This is a genomic window from Bradyrhizobium sp. IC4059, assembly GCF_020193615.1.
In the GTDB taxonomy this organism is placed as follows: Bacteria; Pseudomonadota; Alphaproteobacteria; order Rhizobiales; family Xanthobacteraceae; genus Bradyrhizobium; species Bradyrhizobium yuanmingense.
The window spans coordinates 647,337-669,631 of record NZ_JADYVH010000003.1 but is presented as its reverse complement, the minus strand read 5'-3'; the positions used below and the strand labels follow the sequence as shown (position 1 = coordinate 669,631).

The window sequence follows — 22,295 nt, the reverse complement described above, 5'->3', positions numbered from 1 at the left end:
GTTTTGCCCGACGGGTCAAGCCATTCGGGTCTTGCAAGTGAGTTCTTGCTTTGCCACCGCGTATCTGCTCCGCGCAGCGGCAAAGCAAGCTGAAGCGCGAGAGGCCTCGTGGCATTCGCCTCGACGAACGCTTGTAATGCAGGCGTGATCTCGGCGTCTGTTGCAAAATGCTCTGCCAACTCATCCGCGATCTCGCTGGTCGCGTCTCGCGCATGCCCCTCGATGGCGTTGAAGACGACAATCCGTACTGGATAGGTGTATTGCCCGGAGAGCAAGTCCCTAATGATCGTGCCGCGATCCGTGTCTTGCTCGTCGGTCTCCCGCCAGGCGCAGCCGGCACGGGCGCCGAAGTCTTCGAGCACCAGATAGATATCCCGGTCTAGGCGATCGGTCGGGACGATCGAGGGCGATGAACGCATACGCTTACTCCGAAACAAACGCTGCGGAGAGACGGCCCCGGCTTTCAGGGGGGCTTCGGGGTTATGGCCGGGGCCGCTCCGCCAGCCCGGCGGCGAGCAGGCGTGACTCAATCCAGGGCATCTCGACCAGTTCCTGAACAGTGAAGATTCTTGCGGCGCGGTGTTGAAAAGACGGGCTCAACTTCAGAGGCGAGAGGCTTCAGACAAAAGAAGAAGTAGGAAAGAAGTGTTCACTTTGGTACTCACGAACGCGCAACAGCGCGAGGTGATTCGATGCTGGAAATGATCCTGATCATGGCCGTCGTCGGTACCGCGCTGATTGGCGGTACCGTCATGATCTTTGAGTGGCGTGCGCTCGTCGGATATTGGCAAAAGCGCTGAGAGCCCACTTTTATAACTCTGCGAAACCTAGCCCGACGCGAAGCTCACTTGCGCTTCAGCTTCCGCTCCACCTTCTTCCGGCTGCTGCCCACCTTCTTGACCGCCTTCTTCACCGCCGAGGCCGAGCGGCGGGTCTTCTTCGCCTCGTACTGCACCTCGTAATCCTGTCCGCCTGCCACGCGCGCGCGATCCTGCTTGCGACCGCGACCGGTCTGCTTCTTCGCTTTAGCCATATTGCACCTCCATGCCTTGCGAGAACGCATGGAGATTCAGTTAGTTCCTTGTACATAATTTGGTCGCGCCGCGGGGCCGGAACGAATCCCCGCAAAAGGATTCGAATCAAATGAGTTTGTTGCGTGGAGTTATCAAGTGGCGTCCCAGCGTCAGCGACGGGCATCGGCGATCGGCGTCAAGGCGCCCTTCCCGGGCTTTATCGAACCGGCCTTGGCAACCTCCGTCCCGAGGGTGCCCTCCGGAGATCGGTGGATTCACGAAATCAAGTTTGACGGCTATCGCGTCCAGGTGCATTTGGCCAATGAGGCAGTGACCATCTACACCCGCCGCGGACACGATTGGACCAGGCGCTTCAAGAAAGTCGCCGAGGACGCGTGGCACATCAAGGCAGGCTCCGCGGTCATCGATGGAGAGATTGTCGTCCCCGCTGCCGACGGCCCGATTTCTCGGTGCTTCAGAACGAGCTAAAGGGCACGTCGTCGAAAATCGTGCTCGTGGTCTTCGACCTCCTCTATCTCAATGGACGAGATCTCCGCAGCCTGCCGCTGGTTCAGCGCAAGACTGAGCTGAAGAAGGTCGTCGCCGGCACCGACGTGCAGTTCAGCGAAAGTTTCGAGATGGACGGCCGCCAGATGTTCGCCCATGCCTGCAAGGTCGGGCTTGAGGGCGTGGTCTCCAAGGTCCGCGACAGCGTCTACAACTCTGGCCGGAATAACAACTGGGCCAAGACGACCTGCGCCCAGCGTGAGACCTTGACCATCGCCGGCTTCGCGCTCGATGAAGGCAAATGGACGGCGTGTATCTCGGTCGCCGCAAGGGCGATGATCTCATCTACGCCGGCAAGGTCGACCACGGTTTCGACAAGACATCAGCAGCCGAACTGCGCAAGCGCCTGGAGCCGCTGCGGCGCAGGACGCAGCCTTACGCCAAGCGGATCGCGCACAAGGGCATCTGGGTCGAGCCAAAGCTGCTTGCAGAAATCGAGTACCGCGCCAAGTCGGCTGAGGGAAAGGTGCGACATCCATTCTTCAAGGGTCTGCGGGAGGACCTGTGACTGAGATCTTGAACGGAGGACCGCACTCATGAGGTACAATTTCAGGACCGAAAGTTGGGAGCCTGCAACCGAAGAAGAGCACTTCATGACATGTCCGACCTGCGGGGAGCGATTTGATTGCCGCGACATTGCCGAAGTGCTCGAACATCAGCACGGTCTGCCCATTGATGAGGAGCCGACCCAGCACTGATGGGCACGGCTTTTCCACAGCCACGAGAGGCAGTAGCTCGCCGGCTCCGTCGCCTACTAGGAATCGATAATTTGCCAAACCCTGTTGGCTCATGCCTTTGATGACCGCATGTCCACGAAGTCGCGCCAATATCTCTTCGGCACTCAGATCAAGATGGCAGCCGAGCGCGCCGCGGAGGCGCGCAAGGAAGCTGACAAGCTTGCCTGCGTGGCGTGGAACAGCCGGATGCTCGGTTACAAGGGACCGGCGCAGCCCTCGCCGACCATCGGCGACGCCATCAATGGAGGATACCCTTACCTTGAGGTCCGCTGTCATGGCTGCGATACCAACCAAACGATAGCGCTCGAGATCATTCGTCGACCAAAAACGACTCCGATCCACGAGCTTGAACGCTACATGCGCTGCAAGGACTGTTCGCAGGTGCGAGGGCATCCCTACAAGCGCAGCGAGCTTGTGGCGCTGCGGCCAACAAAGATTTCAGCCAGCCAACCGCCTACGACGTGGTGGCCGGGCGAGCGATAAGAGACAATCCCACTCATGTGCAATCTCTATTCGATCACCACCAATCAGGCGGCCATCGCCGACCTCTTCCGTATCGTCCGTCGCTACGAAGGCAACTTGCCGCCGATGCCCGGCGTCTTTCCGGACTACCCCGCCCCCGTCATTCGCGACGCCGGCGGTGAGCGCGAGCTAGTAATGATGCGCTGGGGCATGCCGCCGCCGCCCCGCACCGGCGGGCCGCCGGTCACCAACATCCGCAACACCTCGTCGCCGCATTGGCGAGCCTGGCTCAAGCCAGAGCACCGCTGCCTTGTGCCGGCCAATAGCTTTGCCGAGTACGCGCCGGAGCCGAATCCGGAGACGAAGAAGAAAGATATCGTTTGGTTCGCGCTCGCGGAGGCACGCCCCCTGTATGCGTTCGCCGGCATCTGGACCACGTTCAATGGCGACCGCGGCACGAAATCTAAACCCGTTCCGGGACCGCACCAGGTCTACGGGTTTCTCACGACCGCCCCGAATGCCGTCGTTGAACCCATCCATCCCAAGGCCATGCCGGTGATCCTGACGACCTCGGAGGAATGGGACGTGTGGCTGCGAGCACCTTGGGACGAAGCCAAGGCGTTGCAACGGCCGTTGGCGGACTCTGATCTGATCATCGCAGCGCGTGGCATCGACAAAGAGGACCGAGCCGCCTGATTGCGCACCAATTGGATAGAGACATCTCAGGGTTTTAGCATCCACCTGCCCTCACCCCGTGCCCCATTCCCACGTCCTCGGAGAGATGCCAGCAGCAGCACCACGCACACCGCGAGCAGCACGACGTCCTTGAACAGAAACTCCCCCGTGAGATTCCATGCCATCGGATCGGTCGAGAGGCTCCATCGCACCACGCCGGGCGTGGTGAAAAAGAAGGAGAAAGTGATAGCGAAGGTGACGACCCCCATGAAGGCGCCGATCACGGAGAGCAGCGGATTGAAGGCGCCGGCGATCAAAAGCGCGGCAATGGCGAATTCGGTGACCCCCAGCACATAGGCCTCGCCGCGCGGGCCGAACACCTGGAGCCAGGAGATGAACGGGCTGTTCGCGATAAACTGCGCGATGCCTTGCGCCGATTGCGGCGTGAATTTCTGCATGCCGAACGAGACGAAGATGATCACCATAACCCAGCGCAGTATGCCGAGAAGGCGATAGGATCCGCCGCCAGCTTCGGCGATGTTGAACTCTGTTTTCATTGAACGTGGTCTTCCCTGTGCTCCCCGCGTCAGCGCGCGGGTTGCCCTTGATACGGGGCGGGACTCTGACCCGTTACGCCCGTCGTCGTAACGCGGGAGTCACGACTTCGTGGGGACCATCGGTCAGGAACAACCGGCAACCCACCGCGTTCCCTCGCCATGCATGGATCAACGGACGATCCTTTGTTGGCGCGGGCCGATGCCGCCCTCCGCGAAGCCCAGCGGCTTCACCTCGCCTTGATGCGCGAGCGCTCCATTGCACAAGCCATCTGCGACAACGCTGCGCAAACCCGCACCCTGCAATCCGGCCTTTCGCCGACCATCGCGATTGCGCTGACGGTCAACGCTCCTCGTTCGGCGTAGCGTCGGGCTCGACCTGGAAAGGCTCGCGCGTCCTGCGTCCCAGAAACGTATCGGGTGGCGTCTGCTTCAGCAGCTCGCGGCATTCGCGCACGATCTGGCGCATGTATTCGGCCAGCTCACGGTCGGCTGGCAACGGCCGATAGACGGTCATCGCGGTGCTCCCCTTGCTTTGCAGGCGGGAGCGCGCTCGGTCTCTCAGCCACCGACGCCTACGGACAAAGCCTTGGCCGGTGATGCAACATCAACTAACAGAGGTCGCTTCTGTTCAATATTGAACTTTAGGACTCGCGCGGCGCAAATTGAGTAAGCCGCTCAACACGCTCAAGCTTCTCGCGAAAATTAATCCGCGCAACATATCAAATGATGTGACTCCGCTGTGCCGGAGGCGTAAGGTAAATTCATCACCGCAAGGCCCGTGGCATCGATCGGTGATGAGAACGCCAGTTGCGCTCCCGCCCTACTCTCATGAGGGAGCACGCCCATGCAGAAGCGGCGTCGATTCAAACAGACCACCACGTTGCGCGAGAGACTCGCGGACGAAGCGGAGCGCTGCCGCGAGGAAGCGCGCAAGCTAGCCCCTGGCCCCCGCCGCGACATGCTGCTGCGCCAGGCGCGCCGCGACGAAACCGCCATGCAGATCGATTCCTGGCTGCGCTCGCCCGGCCTGAGGGCGCCGACATGATGCAATATCGCGCTTATCTCATCGGCGAGAACGGCGTCTTCCGCTCCGCCGAAGCGTTCGAAGCCCCGTCCGATTCCTCCGCGGTCGATTTTGCGAAGCGGTTCACGCGGCTCGGCAAGGTCGAGGTCTGGCAGCTCGGCCGAAAGATCGCCGTGCTGGACTCCGAGCAGCTCTGCCCGCCCCTGCCCGAGCCGTCCCGGCCGACGCTGACGCGTCAATGACCGCGTGACTGCGGGCGCGACCTGAGATCTTCGATCTGGAAATTGAACTTCACCTGCATGACCGGGCCGCTCGCATCGCGCACCTCGATCGCCATTTCCTGCCGGTCGCCGGTGGGCGGCGCGCCGAGCATCGCATCGCGCGCAAGGTCGGCAACGGACTTGGCGGCCTCGGCCTGAACCGCACGCGCACTGGACAATTCCAGTCCCTCCTCGTCCAGCGCAATTCCCTTGTCGTCGCGAAGGTCAAAGTAATATCGCGTCATGACCGTAATCCTCTGCCCCTATAGCGCAGAGGGCGAGCGAAGGTTGCAAAGAACCGCAAAAAATCACTTTGGGAATCAGCAGGTTCCGGGAACACCGGGCGGCACGCGATCGGGCCGCGCCGGCTCACTCCTCCGCAAGCTTGCGCTCGATATAGGCGTCCACCGTCTCGGCGAACGAGCGCTGCACCCCGACCGCGGCATCGTGCTGGTCGAGCGCATCGCGTTGGAGCACGCGCAGGCCGCGCCCGCGCATGCTTAACGGTGCGGTGTTCAGAAACTGGTCGATGGCGCCCTTGGCAAGCGGGATGGCCTTGGGATCGCCCCTGGCGATCAGGAGCCGGAGCAGGCTCTGGCATTCGGCCAAACCGGGCATGGCGTCTCTCACCTCTGCTGCGATTTCGGCTTCGGCCGCTGCGCCGGCTGAGTGTGGCTGCCGAACAGCGCCAGCAGCAGCGCGACTTCTTCCTTCGAACCGATCTGGATCATGATTGTCTCTCCGTTTCGCTTTGTTGGTCGGCCCCGGCGGGCGCCGAGTTCAGGACGATCTGGTTTCAGCACTGTTTCAGGCGTGTTTCGTCATCGCCCTGGGCTTGGCGGAAAAGGAAAAGCCGCCCTGAGGCGGCCAGTTTGAGACTTTCCTTTTTTGGCTATTTCTTGAGGGCGTCAGAGGCGTCCCGCGCTGCGTCCTTCACATCTCCAGCGACGTTGTGGGCGGATCCCTTGGCCTTATCCATCTTGCCTTCGGCTTCGAGGTCCTTGTCCCCGCTAAGCTTGCCAGCCCCCTCTTTGATCGCGCCTTTTGCCTTGTCAGCGGCGCCCTTCACGTGTTCACGGTCCATGATCGTTATCCTCCTTGTCTAGAAGACGAGCACAACGAAAACGCTGCGCTGTCGTTCCTGCGAGACGCGCACCACACGAAGAACGGTCGATTGCGATGTCCATGAGCTGTTTACGCAGCTTGTACTTGTTGCTCGCCGCGAGTGTGCAAAAGTGGACAGACAGGGCCGTTGAGGTTTGGTTTAGCTCCTGCATTGGACTTGTAATTCTTACTTGCGATCGGCCCGGACGCTCACACGCCGGGTTTTTCGCTTGGTGTCCTAATCCGCCTTGAGCGTGAAGCAGACACCGACCCGCTGACCGAGTGTTGACGAGTCCACGCCCCCAGCACGCGCTATTTGCCGCGCCTCTGCGTGACGGTGCGCAGCGCAATGCCGTGCTGCCAGGCCCGCACCCGCACGGCGGCTTCGCTCCGGTTGAGCTCTGCGGCAATCTCGTCGGGGCGGCGTCCGGCTTCGGCCAGCGCTTTCAGCCGCTCATGCTCGTCCGCCGTCCACCTCTTCAACAAGGGATAGCGTGATTGCATGGCTGGAGCTGGCTCACCCGTCGTTTATAGCGCTGGCGACAATCGGCCGGGACGGACCAAGTTCCTATCTGGCCGCGCGTGGCGGACCGACACTAATGAACTTTGCAGAAATTAAGCCCGCGGCGGATCGCTCCGCGCGGGCTTTGTCTCGAGCGCAGGCTCGGGTGAGACTTTCGCTCTCAGTGCATCAGTTCGAGGTGCAGACCTTGACGGTCTTCATGCCGGCCTCGGCTTCAGACCTGGTCTTGTACACGGTGTCGCCGCTGACGACGGTCGTTTCCGTGGTCGTCGGCTTCGACTCGGTGATGGTGCACTTCTTCGTCTTGACGTCCTGCACAACGTAGAACGATTGCGCAAACGCGGGAGCCGCAACCGACGTCAGCACGGCGGCAGCAATGATCGCTTTGATGTTCATCGTGTCCTCCTCCAGCAGCCCGGTCCTCCAGGCGTGTGTTCTACAAACCCGACAAATTGCCACTTGTTCCCGGCCATCGCTCCCGAACCAACTCCGGGGGATTGCGTTAGCACGCAAACAGGAGGCTTCGATGCTGGACGTGCGGCTGATGACAACTTCCCTGGCGCTGCTGGTTGCATTGATGAGCGTAGCGCTGGCCGAGCCCGTCAAGGAACAGGCCGCACCCGTGGTTCAAAGCGCCGCTGAAGCCCGCCCCATCCGCGTGATCCTTCCGGCGCCGTGGGAGCCCACCAAGGGCCAAGCCGAGTCTGTGCAATCTTCAAAGTAGCAGGTGGCGGACGCATGTCGGGCCGCGGCGGCAACTCGCTCGTCGTCGTGACCAAAGAGCCGCGGCCGAAGAGCCGCAGCAAACTCATCCAAACCAATAGCAACCAATCCGACTCTCACTTGTTGTCGCCCGCACAATCACTTGCAGGAGACAACAACATGAAACGTATGACAGTGCTGGCCGCAACCTTGGTGCTGCTCGGTTCGGTGCCCGCGGGCGCCCAATCGCAGCCGGCGCAAAGCGGGCCGGGCAACAACGCCGTGAACAGCTCCGACCAGAACAACTCCAACGCGCCGGTCGCGGGCCGCAACAGCTTCACCGAGGGACAGGCGAAATCGCGGATCGAGGGCGCGGGCTATTCCAACGTCTCCGGCCTCCAGAAGGACGACAACGGCGTCTGGCGCGGCAAGGCCGACAAGGCCGGCACCAAGACCGACGTCAGCGTCGACTTCCAGGGCAACGTCAACCCCGCCAAGTAATTTCCGCCAAGTAATTCGCGCAAGTCATCCGCGAGCAAGGAGATCCAGACATGACGACGACCATCTCTCGCCTGTACGACAATTACGCCGATGCCGAGCGGGCCGTGACCCGGCTCGAAAGCGCCGGCGTGCCGCATTCCGACATCAGCCTCGTCGCCAACAATTCGGACAATTGGTACGGCTCACGCTCCGGCAAGGTCGATCGTGACCGCGACGGCACCGATGATCGCGCCGAAGGCGCCGGCACGGGTGCCGGCATCGGGGCTGGGCTCGGCGGCGCCGCCGGCCTGCTCGCAGGTCTCGGCTTGCTCGCCATCCCCGGCCTCGGCCCGGTGGTCGCGGCCGGATGGCTCGCCTCGACGGCGGCCGGCGCGGCTGCCGGCGCGGCCACCGGCGGAATCATCGGCGCCCTGACCGAGGCCGGCGTCTCCAGGGAAGACGCATCGCGTTATGCCGAGGGCGTCCGCCGCGGCGGCACGCTGGTGTCCGCGAGGGTGCCGGACCAGGACCGCGCGCGCCTCGATGCGCTTCTGCACGAGCGATCGGTCAACCTTCAGGAGCGCAGCGCCGCCTGGCAGAAGTCCGGCTGGACCGACTTCGACGCCGCAAGCCCGCCGCTGTCGCCGGAGGATGTCGTCCGCGAGCGCGAACTCTACGGCGTAGGCTCGCGGCGATAGGGCGGTAAGCTCTGACACGACAAAGGCCCCGCGGTGCGGGGCCTTTTTGATGTCGACGACCGGTCATCACGCCGGCACGGTCGGTTGTGCCATCTTGCCGGTGTTTTGCCCGACGGGTCAAACTTTATCTCAAATGCCGCAAAGCGGATTGGGCGAAGTGAAATCTCTTCGCCTCATGCTGGGACATGTCGCCTGGACGGGCAAGCCGGAGAGACCTTCGATGTATTACGTCGCCGCTGCATTGCTGGTGCTGTCGGGACTGTTCTATTCCGCGAGCCGTCATGAGCTCGGCCAATTCGGCGCGGACGTGTGCAGCTACGGCGGCACGTTCTGCGACAACCCGGTGGTTCTCTTCACCGGCGCGGCGCTGGCCGCCGCCTGGGGCATGTTCGTCAGCATCAGGTAGGCCGATGATGGCAATATAGCCCTGTTTTGCCCGACGGAGCAAATTTGACTTAGCATTTTCGGAAATCAGCCGCCCGCTTCGGCAGCGGGAACTTATGGCATTCGATTCGCATTTGCTAAAGACGACGTCCCGCACCCGTTCGAGCCCGTTGATGAGCGACAGCGCCCTCACCCCGACGAAATCCGCGCCGACGCTGTTGCAACGGCTGGGGCCCGGCCTCATCACCGGAGCTGCCGACGACGACCCGTCGGGCATCGCCACCTATTCGCAGGCCGGCGCGCAATTCGGCTTCGGTCTGTTGTGGACCGTGTTTCTGACCACGCCGTTCATGATCGCGATCCAGCTCGTCAGCGCGCAGATCGGCCGCGTCACCGGCAAGGGGCTCGCCGCCAACGTCATGCGCGTCGCGCCGCGCTGGGCGGTGCTGGCGCTGGTGTCCATGCTGGTCGCCGCGAACACGTTCAACATCGCCGCCGACATCGCCGCGATGGCCGAGGCGCTCTCGCTCGTCATCGGCGGCCTCAACCACGAGCACGCGCTGATCTTCGCGGCCGGCTCGACCCTGCTGCAGGTGTTCGTGCCCTATCGCCGCTATTCGCCGGTGCTGAAATTCCTCACGCTGGCGCTGTTCGCCTATGTCGCGACCGCCTTCACGGTGCAGATTCCCTGGAGCACAGCGCTGCTCGCCGCAGTCTGGCCGAAGCCGAATGTCAGCGCCGATTATCTCCTGATGGTGGTCGCCGTGCTCGGCACCACCATCAGCCCCTATCTGTTCTTCTGGCAGGCCTCGCAGGAAGTCGAGGAGATGAACCAGGGCGAGCGCGACAAGCCGCTTCGCCAGCTCAAGCGCGGCGGCGATCACGAGCTCGACCGCATCAAGACGGACACCATCTCCGGCATGCTGCTCTCGAACGGCATCGCCTTCTTCATCATCCTGACCACCGCATCGGTCCTGCACGCCAACGGCATCACGAATATCGGCTCGGCGACGGAAGCGGCCGAAGCGCTGCGGCCGCTGGCCGGCGATTTCACCTTCGCCCTGTTCGCGACCGGCATCATCGGCACGGGCCTGCTCGCCATTCCCGTGCTGGCGGGCTCGGCGGCCTATGGCGTTGCCGAGATCTTCGGCTGGCGCGCCACGCTGGAGGCCAAGCCGGACGAGGCGGCCGGCTTCTACACCATCATCGCCGCGGCAACCCTCATCGGCTTCGGCCTCGGCTTCACCGGCATCGACTCGATCAACATGCTGGTGTGGAGCGCGGTGCTCAACGGCATCGTCGCCGTCCCCATCATGGCGATGATGATGCTGATCGTCTCGAACCGCACCATCATGGGCCGCTTCAGGGCTCGCTCCTGGCTGATCGCGCTGGGCTGGCTCGGCACCGCAGTCATGGCGCTCGCCGTTCTCGCTTTGCTCGGCTCGTCGGTGATCGGCTGACGCAAGGCCTGCTTCGGACGCGCTGCCGCGCCGCATCTCTGCATCTTCCCGCCGCCCCGCGCTTGGCTTAACAATGCGGTCCGGGCCCGGCTCAAGATCGGGCGACAAGAAAAGCCCGGCCGGGCGACAGGGAGCGACATGACCAAATCTTCAAAAGCAACGAGCCTCGAGATCCTCGCCTGCGATGCCGGCTGGAGAAACTATCATTTCGTCAAGCTGACGACCGAGGACGGCATCGTCGGCTGGAGCGAATTCGACGAAGGCTTTGGCTCGCCCGGCGTCGGCGCCGCGATCCAGCGCCTCTCGGCGCGGATCATCGGGCAGAACGTCTTTCAGCACGAGCGCATCTTTGCCGAATTGTTCGCGGCGACGCGTCCTGCGGCCGGTGGCGTGGTGGCGCAGGCGCTCGGGGCGATCGAGAATGCGCTGCTCGATGCCAAGGCGAAATCGCTCGGCGTCCCGTGCTATGAGCTGCTCGGCGGCAAGATCCGCGATCGCGTCAGGGTGTACTGGTCGCATTGCGCCACGTGGCGCATCAACCACCCGTCCTGGTACAAGCCGGCGATCGAAACTCTCGACGGCGTCAAGGCGATGGGGCGCGAGGTGCGCGAGAAGAAGTTCACCGCGCTCAAGACCAACATCTTTTCCTATGACGAGGGCAAGCCGACCGGCTGGCGTCCCGGATTCGGCTCGCCCTTCGCGCCCGAGATCAACGTCGACCGCAAGATCCTGCGCGACCTGCACATGCATCTGGAAGCGATCCGCGACGGCGCCGGCCCCGACGTCGACATCCTGCTCGACTGCAACTTCAACGCCAAGACCGAAGGCTACTTGAAGATCCTGCGCACCATCGCCGACCTCGACATGTTCTGGGTCGAGATCGACAGCTTCAATCCGGAAGCGCTCGGCTATATCCGCAAGCAGAGCCCGCACCCGATCTCATCCTGCGAGACGCTGCTCTCCTTGCGTGAATTCCTGCCCTACTTCCACGCGCAGGCCATGGATGTCGCGATCATCGACACGCCCTGGAACGGCGTCTGGCAGTCGATGAAGATCGCCGCGGCGGCCGAAGCCTTCGAGGTCAACGTCGCCCCGCACAATTTCTACGGCCATCTCTGCTCGATGATGAACGCGCATTTCTGCGCCGCGGTGCCGAACCTGCGCATCATGGAGATCGACATCGATCGTCTGTCCTGGGATCGCGAGCTGTTCACGCACGAGCCGGAGATCGAGAACGGCCATCTCATCATCCCGAACCGGCCCGGCTGGGGCACCGAGCCGAACGAGGAAGCCTTGCGGGCTCATCCGCCGAAGACGAGTGGCGGGCTCCTCAACTACGGCCGCAAGAGCTGAGAGGCTGAAGCATGATCCGGAAAAGTGTCTAGCGGTTTTCCGAAAAGATCATGCTCAAACGATAACCTAAAGCGCGATGACGATTCATCGCGCTTTACGGCGTCACGGGATTGACGGTTGGAGACGTCTTCGGCCGCTGCGGCTCGATCCGCGATTTCGGATCGGTCGGGAGCACCAGGGCGCCAGCGGCCCGTGCCGCTTCACCCGTGGTCGCGTACATCGCGACGTGGGCCGGCTGTGTCTTGGCCCGGCTCCACGGGCCGTGGTCGACGATCAGCATGGCCGCAATCGTCACGCCCGCCACGATCAACGCCATCACGCCGGGGTGACGCAGGGCTCTGGACATGGAGTACGCGAAGCGACCGTTTGCCATCGAAGGGTCCGAAATTTTCCTATCGCAGGTTAATTCGGTCGAGCCCCCTCCGGTTCCCCTACTGTTGCAGCTCGTAGCCTTGGGCGATGCCGCGCCGGTCGTGGCCTCGCGCGAGGCGACGGGGTTGCTGGGTGGAGTTCCCGGCTCGGGCGCTCGGGGCGCAAGCTCTATCCCTCGCACACGACGCGCAAAACCGTCACGATGGTCGCCGAGATGAGACATGAAATCGCAAGCAGGGTCCAACTCGGCCTCGTGCTCGTGCGGGCCACGCGGACAACGAGCATCTTCATGCACGTCAACATTCATCCCTGGGAAGGCGGTGCAGATAGGCTATCCCGAAAGAGGCGAGCTCTTCGGTATCGCTTGGGTGCTCTTCCCACCTCCTCTGCAGATGGCGTTCCAGCAGACAGCGCCTTGTGTCTTGCGCGGCGACCTCGGGGTGCCGCGCCCGGTACACCGTCCAGGCGGTGTCCGCGGCGTTCTTCAAGACCATGTCGTCGTCCATGCCTGCTCTCCGGAAATCCGAACCTCGTGGCGTCCCAACTTAAGGACACGCTCCAAAGTTTCCGGTTTTTCCCGGTGTTCGACCATTTAATGATTCAGGGGCGATTTGATCGGATTCTTTCTCGGCGCGCCGCGCGCCGCTCGGGGCAGTCCCGAACCTCTTGGAGGCATTTGGTCGAACTGATGGGAACTGCAGGCGTCGCAGTCCAGGCCCGAATTCTCGGTGACGCCGTCCCGACGCCGAGCGCCCATTGGCTCTCGCCACCGGCCAGCAGCAACCATTGCTTATTCTTCCCGTTATTCCCTAGGGCAACGTGATGTGAGAGGTATGTTGATGAAGAAGATTGCAATGTCAGCCCTGATGGCCGGCGCTCTGGGCCTGAGCTCGATCGCAGCAACGTCTCCCGCCGAAGCCCATTGGCGAGGTTGGGGACCTGGCATCGCCGGCGGCCTGGTCGCAGGCGCCGTCATCGGTGGCCTTGCCTCCTCCGCCTACGGCTGGGGACCCGGCTATGGCTACTATGGCGGTCCCCGCTATTACAGTGCCGGTTACTACGGCGGCCCCTACGCCTACGACTACGGATACGACGAACCCTATCGATGGGGCGGTGGCTACACCACGACTTACTACACGGCGCCTGTATCCTACGGCTATCGCTATCGCCGCGTCGTGCGCCCCGCCTACGCCTATTACGGTGGGTCCTATCCGGTCGTTCGGCACCACTGGCATCGGCACCACCGCCATTGGTGAGAGCAGCCGATCAGGCGCCACGAGAGCCGCGCTCGACATGGGCGCGGCCTTTCGCTTGCAGGCCAGCGGCCATCACTCGCCTGGTGCGATGGCATTGCTCGGCGTCGGCCGGTCGGTGATCTGCTGACCGAACAGGCTGCCGATCAATTCGACCGCCGTGCGCGCGGTCCGACCGCGTTCGTCCAGGAACGGATTGAGCTCGACGATGTCGACCGATCCGACGACGCCGGAATCGTGCAGCAGCTCCATGATCAGATGCGCCTCGCGATAGGTGGCGCCACCCGGCACGGTGGTGCCGACGCCCGGCGCCACGGAAGGATCGAGGAAATCGACGTCGAAGCTGACATGCAGCACGCCATTGCTTGCCTTGACCCGTTCGATGACACGGCGGATCAGGACGGCGACGCCGAACTCGTCGATCTGGCGCATGTCGACGACCCTGATCCGGCGCGAACGCATCAGCTCCTTTTCGAGCTTGTCGATCGAACGCGCACCGAACAGATCGAGCTTGTCCGGGCCGATCGGGGCGCGTGGATCGTCGCCGAGCAGGCCGTCGAGCCCGGGCTCGCCGCACAGGAACGCGGCTGACATGCCGTGCATGTTCGCGGTGATCGTCGTCTCCGGCGTGTTGTAGTCGGCATGGGCGTCGAGCCAGAGCACGAACAGTTCGCGGCCGCGCTCCTGCCAATGCCGCGCCATGGCATTGACCGACCCCATCGACAACGTGTGATCGCCGCCGAGAAAGATCGGCAGCGCACCTGATGTCGCGATCTCGTAGCCTCTGCGGCTCAGAACGCGCGTCCAGCGCTGGATCTCGCGGTAATGATTGGCCTGTTCGGGCGGCCTGTCGGTGAGGTCCCGGACGTCGGCTATGGACAGATCGCCATAATCGACGACCTCGAAATCAAGGCTTTCCAGCAATGTGGCAAGGCCGGCGGTGCGCAGCGCCGCGGGCCCCATCAAGGTGCCGCGCTGCGAAGCCCCCATGTCGATGGGAGCGCCGAGCAAGGCGATGCGCCGGGGTCGATCCGTCATGGTCCGGTCGGTCACGGCTGCCTCCTGACGTCAGCAAGGTTCACCCAGCCTAACAGAGATTCGCACCCGTCGTTTCCCGGGGAGCGCGCAAGCCGCCGGCATATCATCCGGAACAAAATTCCCTGCGCTGAATTGCCCATCCAAGGCCGGCACCCGCCGTCAATCACGGCGCCTGTCGCGGATAGCCAAAGGTCACCAAGACCCGCTGTTCAAAACGAGCGCTCGCGCGGATAGCCAAAGGTGCCGGCTTCGATCATCACGCCAGGAGGTCGCGTCCTTGAGCACGGAGATACCGCAATCCTCGTCCCAGCCCGGCATGGCCGAGCGTGCCATCGATACTGCCGCGGACGTCTCCCGCACCATTGGTGAAGTCGCCGGAGGCCTGCACGCAGCGGTCGATCGCCTCACCTCCGCAGTCGAGGAATCGCGCAAGCCCGGCGGGGCACTCGCGACGGTTTCCGCGATCACGCGCGAAGCACCGCTTGCCAGCCTGTTCGTCGCCTTCCTGTTTGGCGTCGCGGTGGCGCGCCGGCGGTAGCTGTTCTGCGATCGCCCTCTGGGTGAAACCGTCCTGCGTCAGGCCTGGCTCGGCGCTGCGGTCCGGCCTCGGAGCCGATCTACGTCAGAGCCAAGCGGAGTGCTACTTTTACCAACGAAAGGTCAGCGCCACAGAGTGTGGCGCCAGCATTCGCCTTATACGGTCGAGAACGGCTAATCTAGCTGATGCTTCACGAAAGCGGCACTTACGTGAAGCTGCTCGCCCCCGACGAAAATCTCCTCGCTTTATAATAGGAACGTCTCCGTTCCGGTTGCTTTCCGGAAAGCAACGAGCCGGAGCTCCGCCAACAGTGCCGTGCTGCTGTTCACTTGCAGGGCAAGCCCGACGGATCGGCCCGCTATGCCGAGCACGTCAATTGCTACGCCCGCAATGGCGCGGAATATCCCAGCCTTGCCGCCCTGCTCCGCGCGATCGAGGCCGAACACGCTTACAACGAGACGTGATATGTAGGTGGTCCTCAGAACAGTCCCTACGCTCTTCTTCACTGGCTCAGATCAGACCCACGATCATCAAGACTCCGATCTCAATCATGAGGAGCGTAGCCGTTGCCGCGGAGATGAGAAACAAATCACCTAATGACAGGTGCATGATTTGCCTCACAATTTGCCCTAGAAGCGGCCCTTACATCCTTGGAACGGGGCGACAGGGCGGGATGATGGGGCCGCTTCTAGGAGGTCCTTGACGCGTTCATCCGGCGCCAAGCGGCCCTCATTCTAATCCAAATTTAAATCTCGTCCAGCATTTAATTCATTTAAAATGGCGGTACTATATTAATATTTAATTGCGCCAGGACTTGAACGATGCAGTCCGCCGGGGAATTAGTTTCTTTACGGCGAGCTATCTATCTGCCCGAGCATGCGAGGGACACAAGCTGTGGCTGGCGACAGCCGGCAAGCAAGCCTCCTCGGGGCCTGACTGGATCCAAGACGATGACCGAATGCTGGCATGCGTGACAACGAGCGCGTGCGGCTGCTCTCTCTCGCAGTGGCACCGAGGGACCAAGCGGTACCTGGATCGATGAGGCGGCTCTGAAGAATCGCCAGACAAGGAACCAGCCCGGCGCCAGCGCAGTGCTCTGCGGGCACAAGCAGCTTTAATCTGCCCGGCACATGAGATTGGCTTCGGCGAAAAGCGGTGGCGAGCGGGAACGTTGAGACGGAGCTGAGGTTGATCGAAAAAGAAGAGATTGGCGGCGCCAGCTGAGCACACTGATGGACAAGACCTTCGTCTATGATGCGTTGAGGCAGGTCGAGCGCGATGTAGTTGAAGGAGAACGACGCCTTGCAGAGCAAGAGAGAGCGATCCTTCAGTTGAAGCGGGAAGGAAAGGATACCGCTACCGCTGAAGCAGAGCTGGACACATTGCGCAGAGCCCAGCGTGTTCTTGATCAGGACCGACAACGCCTCCTTTCGCTGTTACAGCCTTGAACGGGTGACGGCATTCGACGCCTCTGTGCGTTAGAGCATGATCCGGAAAAGTGCGTAGCGGTTTTCCGATAAGATCATACTCAAACAATAACCTAAAGCGCGATGACGATTCATCCTAATCGCATCGCGCTTTGGTGCATCGTGAAAATCGCTGCGGAGCCAAAGCTGACGCGAACCAATGTCCCTCAACGCTGTTGTCTGCGACCGCCCCCTAGTGAGACCATCCTCCGTCAGGACTGGCTCGCGCTGCGGTTCGGTCCCGGAGCCGAGTACCGAAGGCACTATTCGTCGCATTGCCGCGGTGGCACCTGCCAACGGTAGACTTCACCTTGAAGGGTCGAATGCTGAGCGCGGCTCGCGCAAGCGTCCGCCGATTGCGTTCGCGATGTCGCCGTGCTTTAGGCAGCAGCACGGCCGCTTGAGCAACTTGCCAACGCGAACAGCCTAACGTCTGCCGTGGGGTCATAAGCGCGCTTCACGCGCGAGCCGCCCCTTTCCTTGGCACGAATAGCCAGCGCAGGCAGATCATCGCCTTATGCGTAAACGCCGCGCAGTCGTTTGAGGGTGCGTTCTGTCAGAAAGCCGGAAAGCCGGGACGGGTCTGCTGGTGGATTAGTCTTCTTGTTTCTCGCCTGCGCTTCTTCCATCGGAGCTTTTCGAGCGCTCTTCGAAACGATCAGCGCCCTTAGCTAGATCCTGCCCCATCTTGCTCTCGGTTTTTTCTTCCTCCTTGGAAGCTGCTTCGCGCAAGCCTTCAGCGGCCCGTTTCCCCGCTTTTGATGATTTTCGTTCGTCGTCCATTTTTGGCTCCCTCCTCATCAAGATGCTTACCAGCTGCTGGTCCTCAGCTGAGATGGACAACGTTCCAATTAGATCGTCTGAACATGGTTCCAAGTTCCGCGGGGCTCTCAGTCGGATCGCGTGCGACTCCGTCGAATACCGTGATAGAGTAATCACGAAAGCAGAAGCGGTTGTTCGGAGTTTCCAATGAAAGCCAAGTGGGCTCTCTTTGTGAGCTTCTTTCTCGTGATCGTACCGGGCTATCCCGCAGCCCAACCGGTGGAAGTGCTTTGGCTTGGGCACGCAACGACCCGCATCACTAGTGTCGCCGGCAAAGTGATAGTGATTGATCCCTTCCTCACCAGAAACCCGAAGACGCCGCCTGAGTACCGGGACTTGAAGGCGATTGGAAAAGTGGACCTGATCCTAGTGACGCACGGCCACCAGGATCATATTTCCGATCTCCTCGATCTGGCACGTCTGACGGGCGCCAAGGTTCTTGCCAATTACGAGTTCGGACGAAATCTTGTCGCGCTGGGTCTCCTTGAAGAGAACAACGTCATTGCCATGAATAGGGGCGGCATGGCCGAGCCGCTCGGCCGGGGCGTCAAGATCCATATGGTGCCGGCCGATCACAGCTCGTCGCTCGACTACAATATTCTCGGCATAAGGAACCCTGACCAGTCAGCATCCATCCGGCAAGGCGGAGGGGCCGGAGTTTCCGTTGGCTACGTGATTGAGATGGAGAACGGCTTCAAGGTCTACCACACGGGCGACACCAGCGCCTTTGGCGACATGGCGCTCATTCGGGAGCTCCACAACCCGGACCTCGCGCTGGTGTGCATCGGGGGCTTTTTCACCATGGGGCCTGACGAAGCCGCTTACGCGGTTCGGGAGCTGATCAAGCCGAAAGCGGTGATACCAATACACTACGGCACCTTTCCGGTGCTGAACCGAACCCCGGCCGAATTCAAGAAAGCTTTAGGATCTACTAGTGTCCAGGTCTTGGACGTCGCCCCAGGTCAGGTAATGAGATTTTGAGGCCGCTAATCGGGCACGTTGGCGAGTCTAAGGCCCGTCGCCATACGTTCCCAATCCGCTGAATCCTTGAAGGGATACCAGAAAGCAGTTCCTCGAATGGAGAGTGGGTCTAGTCCCTGTCGATTCTTCTCGGCCAACGAAAAGATCCGTTCAGCGTCCGCTTTCCGGCCCAAATGGCCGTAGGCGGCGAGAAGCACACGATAAGCCCATCGGTCGTCTGAATTGAGAGCGATAGCCCGCTCCAAGCTTGCCGCTGCACTTTGAAATTGCTCCAACCCGAATTGGGCCAATCCGAGTTCATAAAAGTAAGAAGGTGGGGAGAATGGATTGAGCCGCATGCCATGGAGGACGAGCTCAAGAGCCTTGGCCGGCTGACCGGCTAAGCTCAACGCTCCAGCGAGCGCGACGTAGGCGTTCGCGTCGTTGGGATCCATGCTGATTGCTCGCTCTCCCTCTTTGATCGCCTTCTCGTGCATTCCTTGCTGAGACAGAATGGCCGAAGCGACCTGATGATTGAGGGAAATCGGAGACTGTTGTGCTTTTGTGATGTACTCTTCAGCCTTCAAGCGCGCATCGTGCACCGATCTTAGCCCGAACCTCTCTTCCTGCCATTGTCTCCTTGCAATCTGCCAGTATGTGGCCGCGAGCGCAGCAAAAGCACGAGAGTAATTCGGCTCGATTTCGATCGCTCGCTCGAAGTGGCCGATCGCCTCGCGCGCGGCCTTCGGATTCTGCTGAAGGTACCTGTTCCAACCCTTCAGGAATTCGTCGTAGGCCACCGGGTTTTCGGTGCGCTTGGTGGCGATTTGCCCCTGCTCCTTGGATGTCAACTGAACCGCCAATGTTCGCGTGATCTTGCCGGCGATTTCGTCTTGCAGCCCGAAAACATCTCCCATCGCGCCCTCGTAGCGATCTGCCCAGAGCTGCCCGCCGCTCGCCGCATCGACCAGTCGAACGTTGATGCGAATCCGGTCCGCGGCTCGGCGCACGCTGCCTTCCACCACGTAGCGGACCCCGAGATCCGCAGCGGCCTTTCGCACGTCCACGGCAGTGTTCTTGAAGGTAAAGGTGGAGTTGCGGGCGACGACGAAGAGCCCGGCCACTTTGGAAAGCTCGTTGATCACATCATCGGTAATCCCATCCGAGAAGTATTCTTGGGCTTTGTCGTCGCTGAGATTGGAGAACGGCAGCACGGCAACTGAGGGTTTGTCGGACCGCACCGGGGTGCTGTCGCCCGCGTTCTGCACCCCGCCTCGCTGCTGGGCCCCCATCCACCACACGGCTCCGCCCGCGCTCGCAAGCACCAGGGAAGCGACGGCGATCGCAGCAAGGGCAATGCTTCGCGCCCGCTGCGACGCGCCATCGTGCGCGGTCGGGTCGGCGAAGCCCGTCCGCGCCGAACCCAGGCTCTCGCTCGAAACAGCGTAGGCCTGGACCGCTCGGTCGATGTTCTTGAGTTTTTTAAGACCCAGATTCTTGAAAGAGAATGGGAGCGCCTTGTGGACCTGCTCGTAGACGGCGCCCGAGATGCACACGCCCCCTGGCTCGGCGACTTCTTGGAGCCGCGCGCCGACATTGACCCCATCTCCAAGCAGATCTCGCCCGCGCGCTACGACATCCCCCACGTGAATACCGATCCGGAACTGGACACGCCGGTCTCGAGCGATCTCTCGTCCCATTTCTAGCAGTCGACCCTGGACCGCAACGCCGCATTGAACGGCATCGACCGCGCTCGGGAACTCCGCCAGGACGCTGTCGCCCGCAGTGTTGGCAATCCGGCCCCCATGCTCCTCAATGAGAGTGTCCATGACCTCACGCGCGCTGGCGAGGCTTTTCAAGGTGCCAAGTTCGTCCAGGCCTACCAATCGCGAGTAGCCCGCGACATCCGCCGCAAAAATCGCGGCAAGGTGCCGCTCAACCCGTTGTTCCTGCCGCAGCGGCATCCATCGTCAGCCTTTGGGGTGCCTGGCAATTCTGCAGCTTGAGATGCAAGGTTTCAAGGCACAGCGGGGTACGAAGCGAGGCTTTGGTACGTGAGGGTCGGCTGTCCGGCGAGTCGACGCCCAGCGGACGCCACCGCTGACACTTGGACCGGCTTCTCAGGACTGATGTACTCCGTCCGGACCCCAGTCGCTGACGTCCGACCGGTGATCCGTCGTCAGGCAGGAAAGCCTAGCCGGGTACGTTCGAGTAAGGCCGTGTTGGCTCGGGCAGCTCCTTGTCGTCTGCATTCATTCCATTGCGGCAGGTCGGCTTTGGGTCAAAGGCTGCCCTCGGCGGCTCCGGCGACGGTTTCCCCTCAGCCCTCGGAAGCGGACGCTGCGAGCCTAAGAGGCGAAGTCAGCGGTGGGCCAAAAGCGGTCATCGGTCCGTTGACCGCATGGCGGGTGAAGACGTGCTAGGTCGTTACCGCACGGAACAGACGCCATTTGTCGGGCACGCCTTTGAGAATGTGGCGGCCGCGCTCCTCAAACGTCAATCCAGAGCCTGCCACGAGATCGCGAACCGTCTGTGAGACCAGAACTTCACCCGGGGCAGCTAGCGCGGCCACACGTGCACCAATATGCACGGCAATGCCAACAATATCGTGAGCGACGAATTCGCACTCGCCGGTATGCAAACCGCAACGGACCTTCAGATCGAGTGGGCGCACCGCGTCGCCGATTGCGCTTGCGCAACGCACAGCGCGCGCAGGGCCATCGAACGTGGCAAGGAAACCGTCGCCGGCGGTATTGACTTCGCGGCCGCGATACTGGCCGAGCACGCCCCGAGCTTTGGCATAGAACGCATCCAGCAGCACGCGCCAGGCGCCGTCGCCGAGAGCGGCCGCGCGCTCCGTCGATCCCGCAATGTCGACAAACAGCACAGTTGCAAGCACCCTGTCCGGCTCCGCTGCTTGCCGATGCCCGGTGACGAACTCTTCGACCTCATTGATAATTGCATCCTGATCGCCAACCCAGACCATATGGTCCTGACCGCTGAGCTCAATCAGTTTGGCGAAAGGAATCTGCTGCGCCATGTAGCGCGCATGCTTCACGTCAATGACGCGCTCATCGGTGCGATGCAAAATCAAGGTCGGCACACGCGTCACGGGTAGGATGTCCCTGACATCGATCTCCCGGTTCATGCGCATGATCGCCGATGCCGCGCCTGGGCTTGCCGAGGCCCTGAAGTAGGCGGCGGTTTGCTCAAGTGCCTGCTTATTGCCAGCGAGGCTAGGCGCCCACATCAGCAAACTCATCGCATCTGCCGAACCCCAATGGTGCTCAATGTCATCGAGGAAAGCGCTCCACTGCGCATCGGTCCACGCGAATGCGTAGTCAGGGGCCCACGAGCGTCGCGCATAAGTGCCACAAAGCACCAGAGCTGACGTGCGTTCGGGATACGTAGCTGCATAGAGCAGCGACATCGGACCGCCCTCGGACACGCCAAACAAGGTGGCCCGCTGAGAACCAACCTGGTCCAGCACCGCCTGCACGTCGTGCATCCGCTGTTCAAGCGTGAAGATCTGGGAACCGCGATCGGACATTCCGGTGCCGCGCTTGTCGAACGTGATGACCCGCGCAAACGTTGCAAGCTTGCGGAAAAAGGAAGCGCGTGCCGGCGATTGCCAGAGCGCTTCGACATTGGAGACAAAACCTGGGACGAACAGCAGGTCGCGCGGACCGTCGCCCATCACCTGATAGGCAATATGGACGTCGTCACTTTTGACATAGTGAGTGGCCGGGATGTCAGCCATGGTGGCCTACTGCGTGACAAACCGCGGGCGCGAGTGTCGCACCTCATTCCGCGTCAGGCTAGCGAAATTCGGAGCAGAATTTGGCTG

The 22,295-nt window shown here is 61.9% G+C and carries 31 protein-coding genes and 2 pseudogenes; 18 read left to right on the top strand and 15 right to left on the bottom strand.

Annotation, left to right across the window (positions count from 1 at the left end; genetic code table 11):
* Window positions 1-65: 65 nt before the first annotated feature.
* Window positions 66-419 (bottom strand): annotated as a pseudogene (locus tag I6F12_RS13460) (hypothetical protein); the annotation flags it as partial.
* A gap of 425 nt (window positions 420-844) precedes the next feature.
* Window positions 845-1,033 (bottom strand): DUF3606 domain-containing protein, encoded by a 189-nt coding sequence (locus I6F12_RS13455; protein WP_225156536.1) that lies wholly within the window; start codon window positions 1,031-1,033, stop codon window positions 845-847.
* A gap of 136 nt (window positions 1,034-1,169) precedes the next feature.
* On the opposite strand from I6F12_RS13455, the pseudogene ligD reads away from it, so the two are divergent.
* The 4 genes and pseudogenes from ligD to I6F12_RS13435 all read left to right on the top strand — a co-directional run bounded on the left by ligD (window position 1,170) and on the right by I6F12_RS13435 (window position 3,475).
* Window positions 1,170-2,088 (top strand): annotated as a pseudogene (gene ligD / locus I6F12_RS13450) (non-homologous end-joining DNA ligase).
* A 28-nt stretch (window positions 2,089-2,116) separates the two neighbouring features.
* Complete coding sequence (locus tag I6F12_RS13445) at window positions 2,117-2,278, top strand: hypothetical protein (RefSeq protein ID WP_225156535.1); 162 nt, start codon at window positions 2,117-2,119, stop codon at window positions 2,276-2,278.
* 108 nt (window positions 2,279-2,386) lie between these two features.
* Window positions 2,387-2,800, top strand: a complete 414-nt coding sequence (locus I6F12_RS13440; protein ID WP_225156534.1) for a hypothetical protein — start codon at window positions 2,387-2,389, stop codon at window positions 2,798-2,800.
* Between the two features lie 15 nt (window positions 2,801-2,815).
* Window positions 2,816-3,475: an SOS response-associated peptidase gene (locus I6F12_RS13435; protein ID WP_225156533.1), complete on the top strand. Its 660-nt coding sequence runs from the start codon at window positions 2,816-2,818 to the stop codon at window positions 3,473-3,475.
* Between the two features lie 26 nt (window positions 3,476-3,501).
* Here the strand turns inward: I6F12_RS13435 and I6F12_RS13430 are convergent, their stop codons facing one another.
* Window positions 3,502-4,011: a DUF417 family protein gene (locus I6F12_RS13430; RefSeq protein ID WP_225156531.1), complete on the bottom strand. Its 510-nt coding sequence runs from the start codon at window positions 4,009-4,011 to the stop codon at window positions 3,502-3,504.
* A 186-nt stretch (window positions 4,012-4,197) separates the two neighbouring features.
* Here I6F12_RS13430 and I6F12_RS13425 point away from each other — a divergent pair, with 186 nt between their 5' ends.
* Window positions 4,198-4,374 (top strand): hypothetical protein, encoded by a 177-nt coding sequence (locus I6F12_RS13425; protein ID WP_225156530.1) that lies wholly within the window; start codon window positions 4,198-4,200, stop codon window positions 4,372-4,374.
* On the opposite strand, the gene I6F12_RS13420 is transcribed toward I6F12_RS13425, so the two are convergent.
* Window positions 4,352-4,525, bottom strand: coding sequence for a hypothetical protein (locus I6F12_RS13420; RefSeq protein ID WP_225156528.1), 174 nt, complete (start codon window positions 4,523-4,525; stop codon window positions 4,352-4,354). The genes I6F12_RS13425 and I6F12_RS13420 overlap by 23 nt on opposite strands.
* Before the next feature lie 330 nt (window positions 4,526-4,855).
* Here I6F12_RS13420 and I6F12_RS13415 point away from each other — a divergent pair, with 330 nt between their 5' ends.
* A complete protein-coding gene (locus I6F12_RS13415) occupies window positions 4,856-5,056 on the top strand; it encodes a hypothetical protein (RefSeq protein WP_036007627.1) in 201 nt (66 codons plus the stop codon).
* Window positions 5,053-5,277: a hypothetical protein gene (locus I6F12_RS13410; protein WP_036043971.1), complete on the top strand. Its 225-nt coding sequence runs from the start codon at window positions 5,053-5,055 to the stop codon at window positions 5,275-5,277. The genes I6F12_RS13415 and I6F12_RS13410 overlap by 4 nt, the downstream gene beginning before the upstream one ends.
* Here I6F12_RS13410 and I6F12_RS13405 read toward each other — a convergent pair.
* The 5 genes from I6F12_RS13405 to I6F12_RS13385 form a co-directional block, all read right to left on the bottom strand.
* Window positions 5,271-5,540, bottom strand: coding sequence for a hypothetical protein (locus I6F12_RS13405; protein WP_036043973.1), 270 nt, complete (start codon window positions 5,538-5,540; stop codon window positions 5,271-5,273). The genes I6F12_RS13410 and I6F12_RS13405 overlap by 7 nt on opposite strands.
* A gap of 124 nt (window positions 5,541-5,664) precedes the next feature.
* Window positions 5,665-5,913, bottom strand: coding sequence for a hypothetical protein (locus I6F12_RS13400; RefSeq protein ID WP_057028647.1), 249 nt, complete (start codon window positions 5,911-5,913; stop codon window positions 5,665-5,667).
* A 274-nt stretch (window positions 5,914-6,187) separates the two neighbouring features.
* On the bottom strand, window positions 6,188-6,379 hold the full coding sequence (locus tag I6F12_RS13395) for a CsbD family protein (protein ID WP_225111968.1): 192 nt from the start codon (window positions 6,377-6,379) through the stop codon (window positions 6,188-6,190).
* 332 nt (window positions 6,380-6,711) lie between these two features.
* Window positions 6,712-6,903: an SANT/Myb domain-containing protein gene (locus I6F12_RS13390; protein WP_225156527.1), complete on the bottom strand. Its 192-nt coding sequence runs from the start codon at window positions 6,901-6,903 to the stop codon at window positions 6,712-6,714.
* A gap of 187 nt (window positions 6,904-7,090) precedes the next feature.
* Window positions 7,091-7,318, bottom strand: a complete 228-nt coding sequence (locus I6F12_RS13385; RefSeq protein WP_024343260.1) for a hypothetical protein — start codon at window positions 7,316-7,318, stop codon at window positions 7,091-7,093.
* A gap of 130 nt (window positions 7,319-7,448) precedes the next feature.
* Here I6F12_RS13385 and I6F12_RS13380 point away from each other — a divergent pair, with 130 nt between their 5' ends.
* From I6F12_RS13380 to I6F12_RS13355, 6 genes are all read left to right on the top strand, one after another.
* On the top strand, window positions 7,449-7,646 hold the full coding sequence (locus I6F12_RS13380) for a hypothetical protein (RefSeq protein ID WP_225111970.1): 198 nt from the start codon (window positions 7,449-7,451) through the stop codon (window positions 7,644-7,646).
* A gap of 158 nt (window positions 7,647-7,804) precedes the next feature.
* Window positions 7,805-8,125 (top strand): hypothetical protein, encoded by a 321-nt coding sequence (locus I6F12_RS13375; protein ID WP_109145701.1) that lies wholly within the window; start codon window positions 7,805-7,807, stop codon window positions 8,123-8,125.
* Between the two features lie 50 nt (window positions 8,126-8,175).
* Window positions 8,176-8,802 (top strand): hypothetical protein, encoded by a 627-nt coding sequence (locus tag I6F12_RS13370; RefSeq protein WP_036028865.1) that lies wholly within the window; start codon window positions 8,176-8,178, stop codon window positions 8,800-8,802.
* Window positions 8,803-9,022: 220 nt separating this feature from the next.
* Window positions 9,023-9,208, top strand: coding sequence for a hypothetical protein (locus I6F12_RS13365; protein ID WP_057028642.1), 186 nt, complete (start codon window positions 9,023-9,025; stop codon window positions 9,206-9,208).
* Between the two features lie 151 nt (window positions 9,209-9,359).
* Window positions 9,360-10,646, top strand: a complete 1,287-nt coding sequence (locus I6F12_RS13360) for a divalent metal cation transporter (protein ID WP_036007761.1) — start codon at window positions 9,360-9,362, stop codon at window positions 10,644-10,646.
* 138 nt (window positions 10,647-10,784) lie between these two features.
* Window positions 10,785-11,999 carry a mandelate racemase/muconate lactonizing enzyme family protein gene (locus I6F12_RS13355; RefSeq protein ID WP_225156526.1) on the top strand — a complete coding sequence of 405 codons (1,215 nt, stop codon included), beginning with the start codon at window positions 10,785-10,787 and terminating at the stop codon, window positions 11,997-11,999.
* Window positions 12,000-12,093: 94 nt separating this feature from the next.
* Here I6F12_RS13355 and I6F12_RS13350 read toward each other — a convergent pair whose 3' ends face one another.
* Together I6F12_RS13350 and I6F12_RS13345 are read right to left on the bottom strand one after the other, a co-directional pair.
* Window positions 12,094-12,372 (bottom strand): hypothetical protein, encoded by a 279-nt coding sequence (locus tag I6F12_RS13350; protein WP_225156525.1) that lies wholly within the window; start codon window positions 12,370-12,372, stop codon window positions 12,094-12,096.
* A gap of 295 nt (window positions 12,373-12,667) precedes the next feature.
* Window positions 12,668-12,877 (bottom strand): hypothetical protein, encoded by a 210-nt coding sequence (locus I6F12_RS13345; protein WP_225111972.1) that lies wholly within the window; start codon window positions 12,875-12,877, stop codon window positions 12,668-12,670.
* Window positions 12,878-13,210: 333 nt separating this feature from the next.
* Here I6F12_RS13345 and I6F12_RS13340 point away from each other — a divergent pair, with 333 nt between their 5' ends.
* Window positions 13,211-13,627: a hypothetical protein gene (locus tag I6F12_RS13340; RefSeq protein ID WP_036007763.1), complete on the top strand. Its 417-nt coding sequence runs from the start codon at window positions 13,211-13,213 to the stop codon at window positions 13,625-13,627.
* A 72-nt stretch (window positions 13,628-13,699) separates the two neighbouring features.
* Here the strand turns inward: I6F12_RS13340 and rocF are convergent, their stop codons facing one another.
* A complete protein-coding gene (gene rocF / locus I6F12_RS13335; protein ID WP_225156524.1) occupies window positions 13,700-14,677 on the bottom strand; it encodes an arginase in 978 nt (325 codons plus the stop codon).
* A gap of 262 nt (window positions 14,678-14,939) precedes the next feature.
* Between rocF and I6F12_RS13330 the strand changes: the two genes are divergently transcribed.
* From I6F12_RS13330 to I6F12_RS13325, 3 genes are all read left to right on the top strand, one after another.
* Window positions 14,940-15,200 (top strand): hypothetical protein, encoded by a 261-nt coding sequence (locus I6F12_RS13330; protein WP_036007657.1) that lies wholly within the window; start codon window positions 14,940-14,942, stop codon window positions 15,198-15,200.
* Between the two features lie 329 nt (window positions 15,201-15,529).
* Window positions 15,530-15,664, top strand: coding sequence for a hypothetical protein (locus I6F12_RS37325; RefSeq protein ID WP_275945419.1), 135 nt, complete (start codon window positions 15,530-15,532; stop codon window positions 15,662-15,664).
* A gap of 768 nt (window positions 15,665-16,432) precedes the next feature.
* Window positions 16,433-16,648 carry a hypothetical protein gene (locus I6F12_RS13325; protein WP_225111974.1) on the top strand — a complete coding sequence of 72 codons (216 nt, stop codon included), beginning with the start codon at window positions 16,433-16,435 and terminating at the stop codon, window positions 16,646-16,648.
* A gap of 612 nt (window positions 16,649-17,260) precedes the next feature.
* Here I6F12_RS13325 and I6F12_RS13320 read toward each other — a convergent pair.
* On the bottom strand, window positions 17,261-17,449 hold the full coding sequence (locus I6F12_RS13320; RefSeq protein WP_057028793.1) for a hypothetical protein: 189 nt from the start codon (window positions 17,447-17,449) through the stop codon (window positions 17,261-17,263).
* Window positions 17,450-17,635: 186 nt separating this feature from the next.
* Between I6F12_RS13320 and I6F12_RS13315 the strand changes: the two genes are divergently transcribed.
* Window positions 17,636-18,469: a metal-dependent hydrolase gene (locus I6F12_RS13315; RefSeq protein WP_050992072.1), complete on the top strand. Its 834-nt coding sequence runs from the start codon at window positions 17,636-17,638 to the stop codon at window positions 18,467-18,469.
* A gap of 5 nt (window positions 18,470-18,474) precedes the next feature.
* Here the strand turns inward: I6F12_RS13315 and I6F12_RS13310 are convergent, their stop codons facing one another.
* Together I6F12_RS13310 and I6F12_RS13305 are read right to left on the bottom strand one after the other, a co-directional pair.
* Window positions 18,475-20,412 carry an adenylate/guanylate cyclase domain-containing protein gene (locus tag I6F12_RS13310; protein WP_036007663.1) on the bottom strand — a complete coding sequence of 646 codons (1,938 nt, stop codon included), beginning with the start codon at window positions 20,410-20,412 and terminating at the stop codon, window positions 18,475-18,477.
* A 455-nt stretch (window positions 20,413-20,867) separates the two neighbouring features.
* Window positions 20,868-22,208, bottom strand: coding sequence for an adenylate/guanylate cyclase domain-containing protein (locus I6F12_RS13305; RefSeq protein ID WP_225156522.1), 1,341 nt, complete (start codon window positions 22,206-22,208; stop codon window positions 20,868-20,870).
* Window positions 22,209-22,295 lie beyond the last annotated feature (87 nt).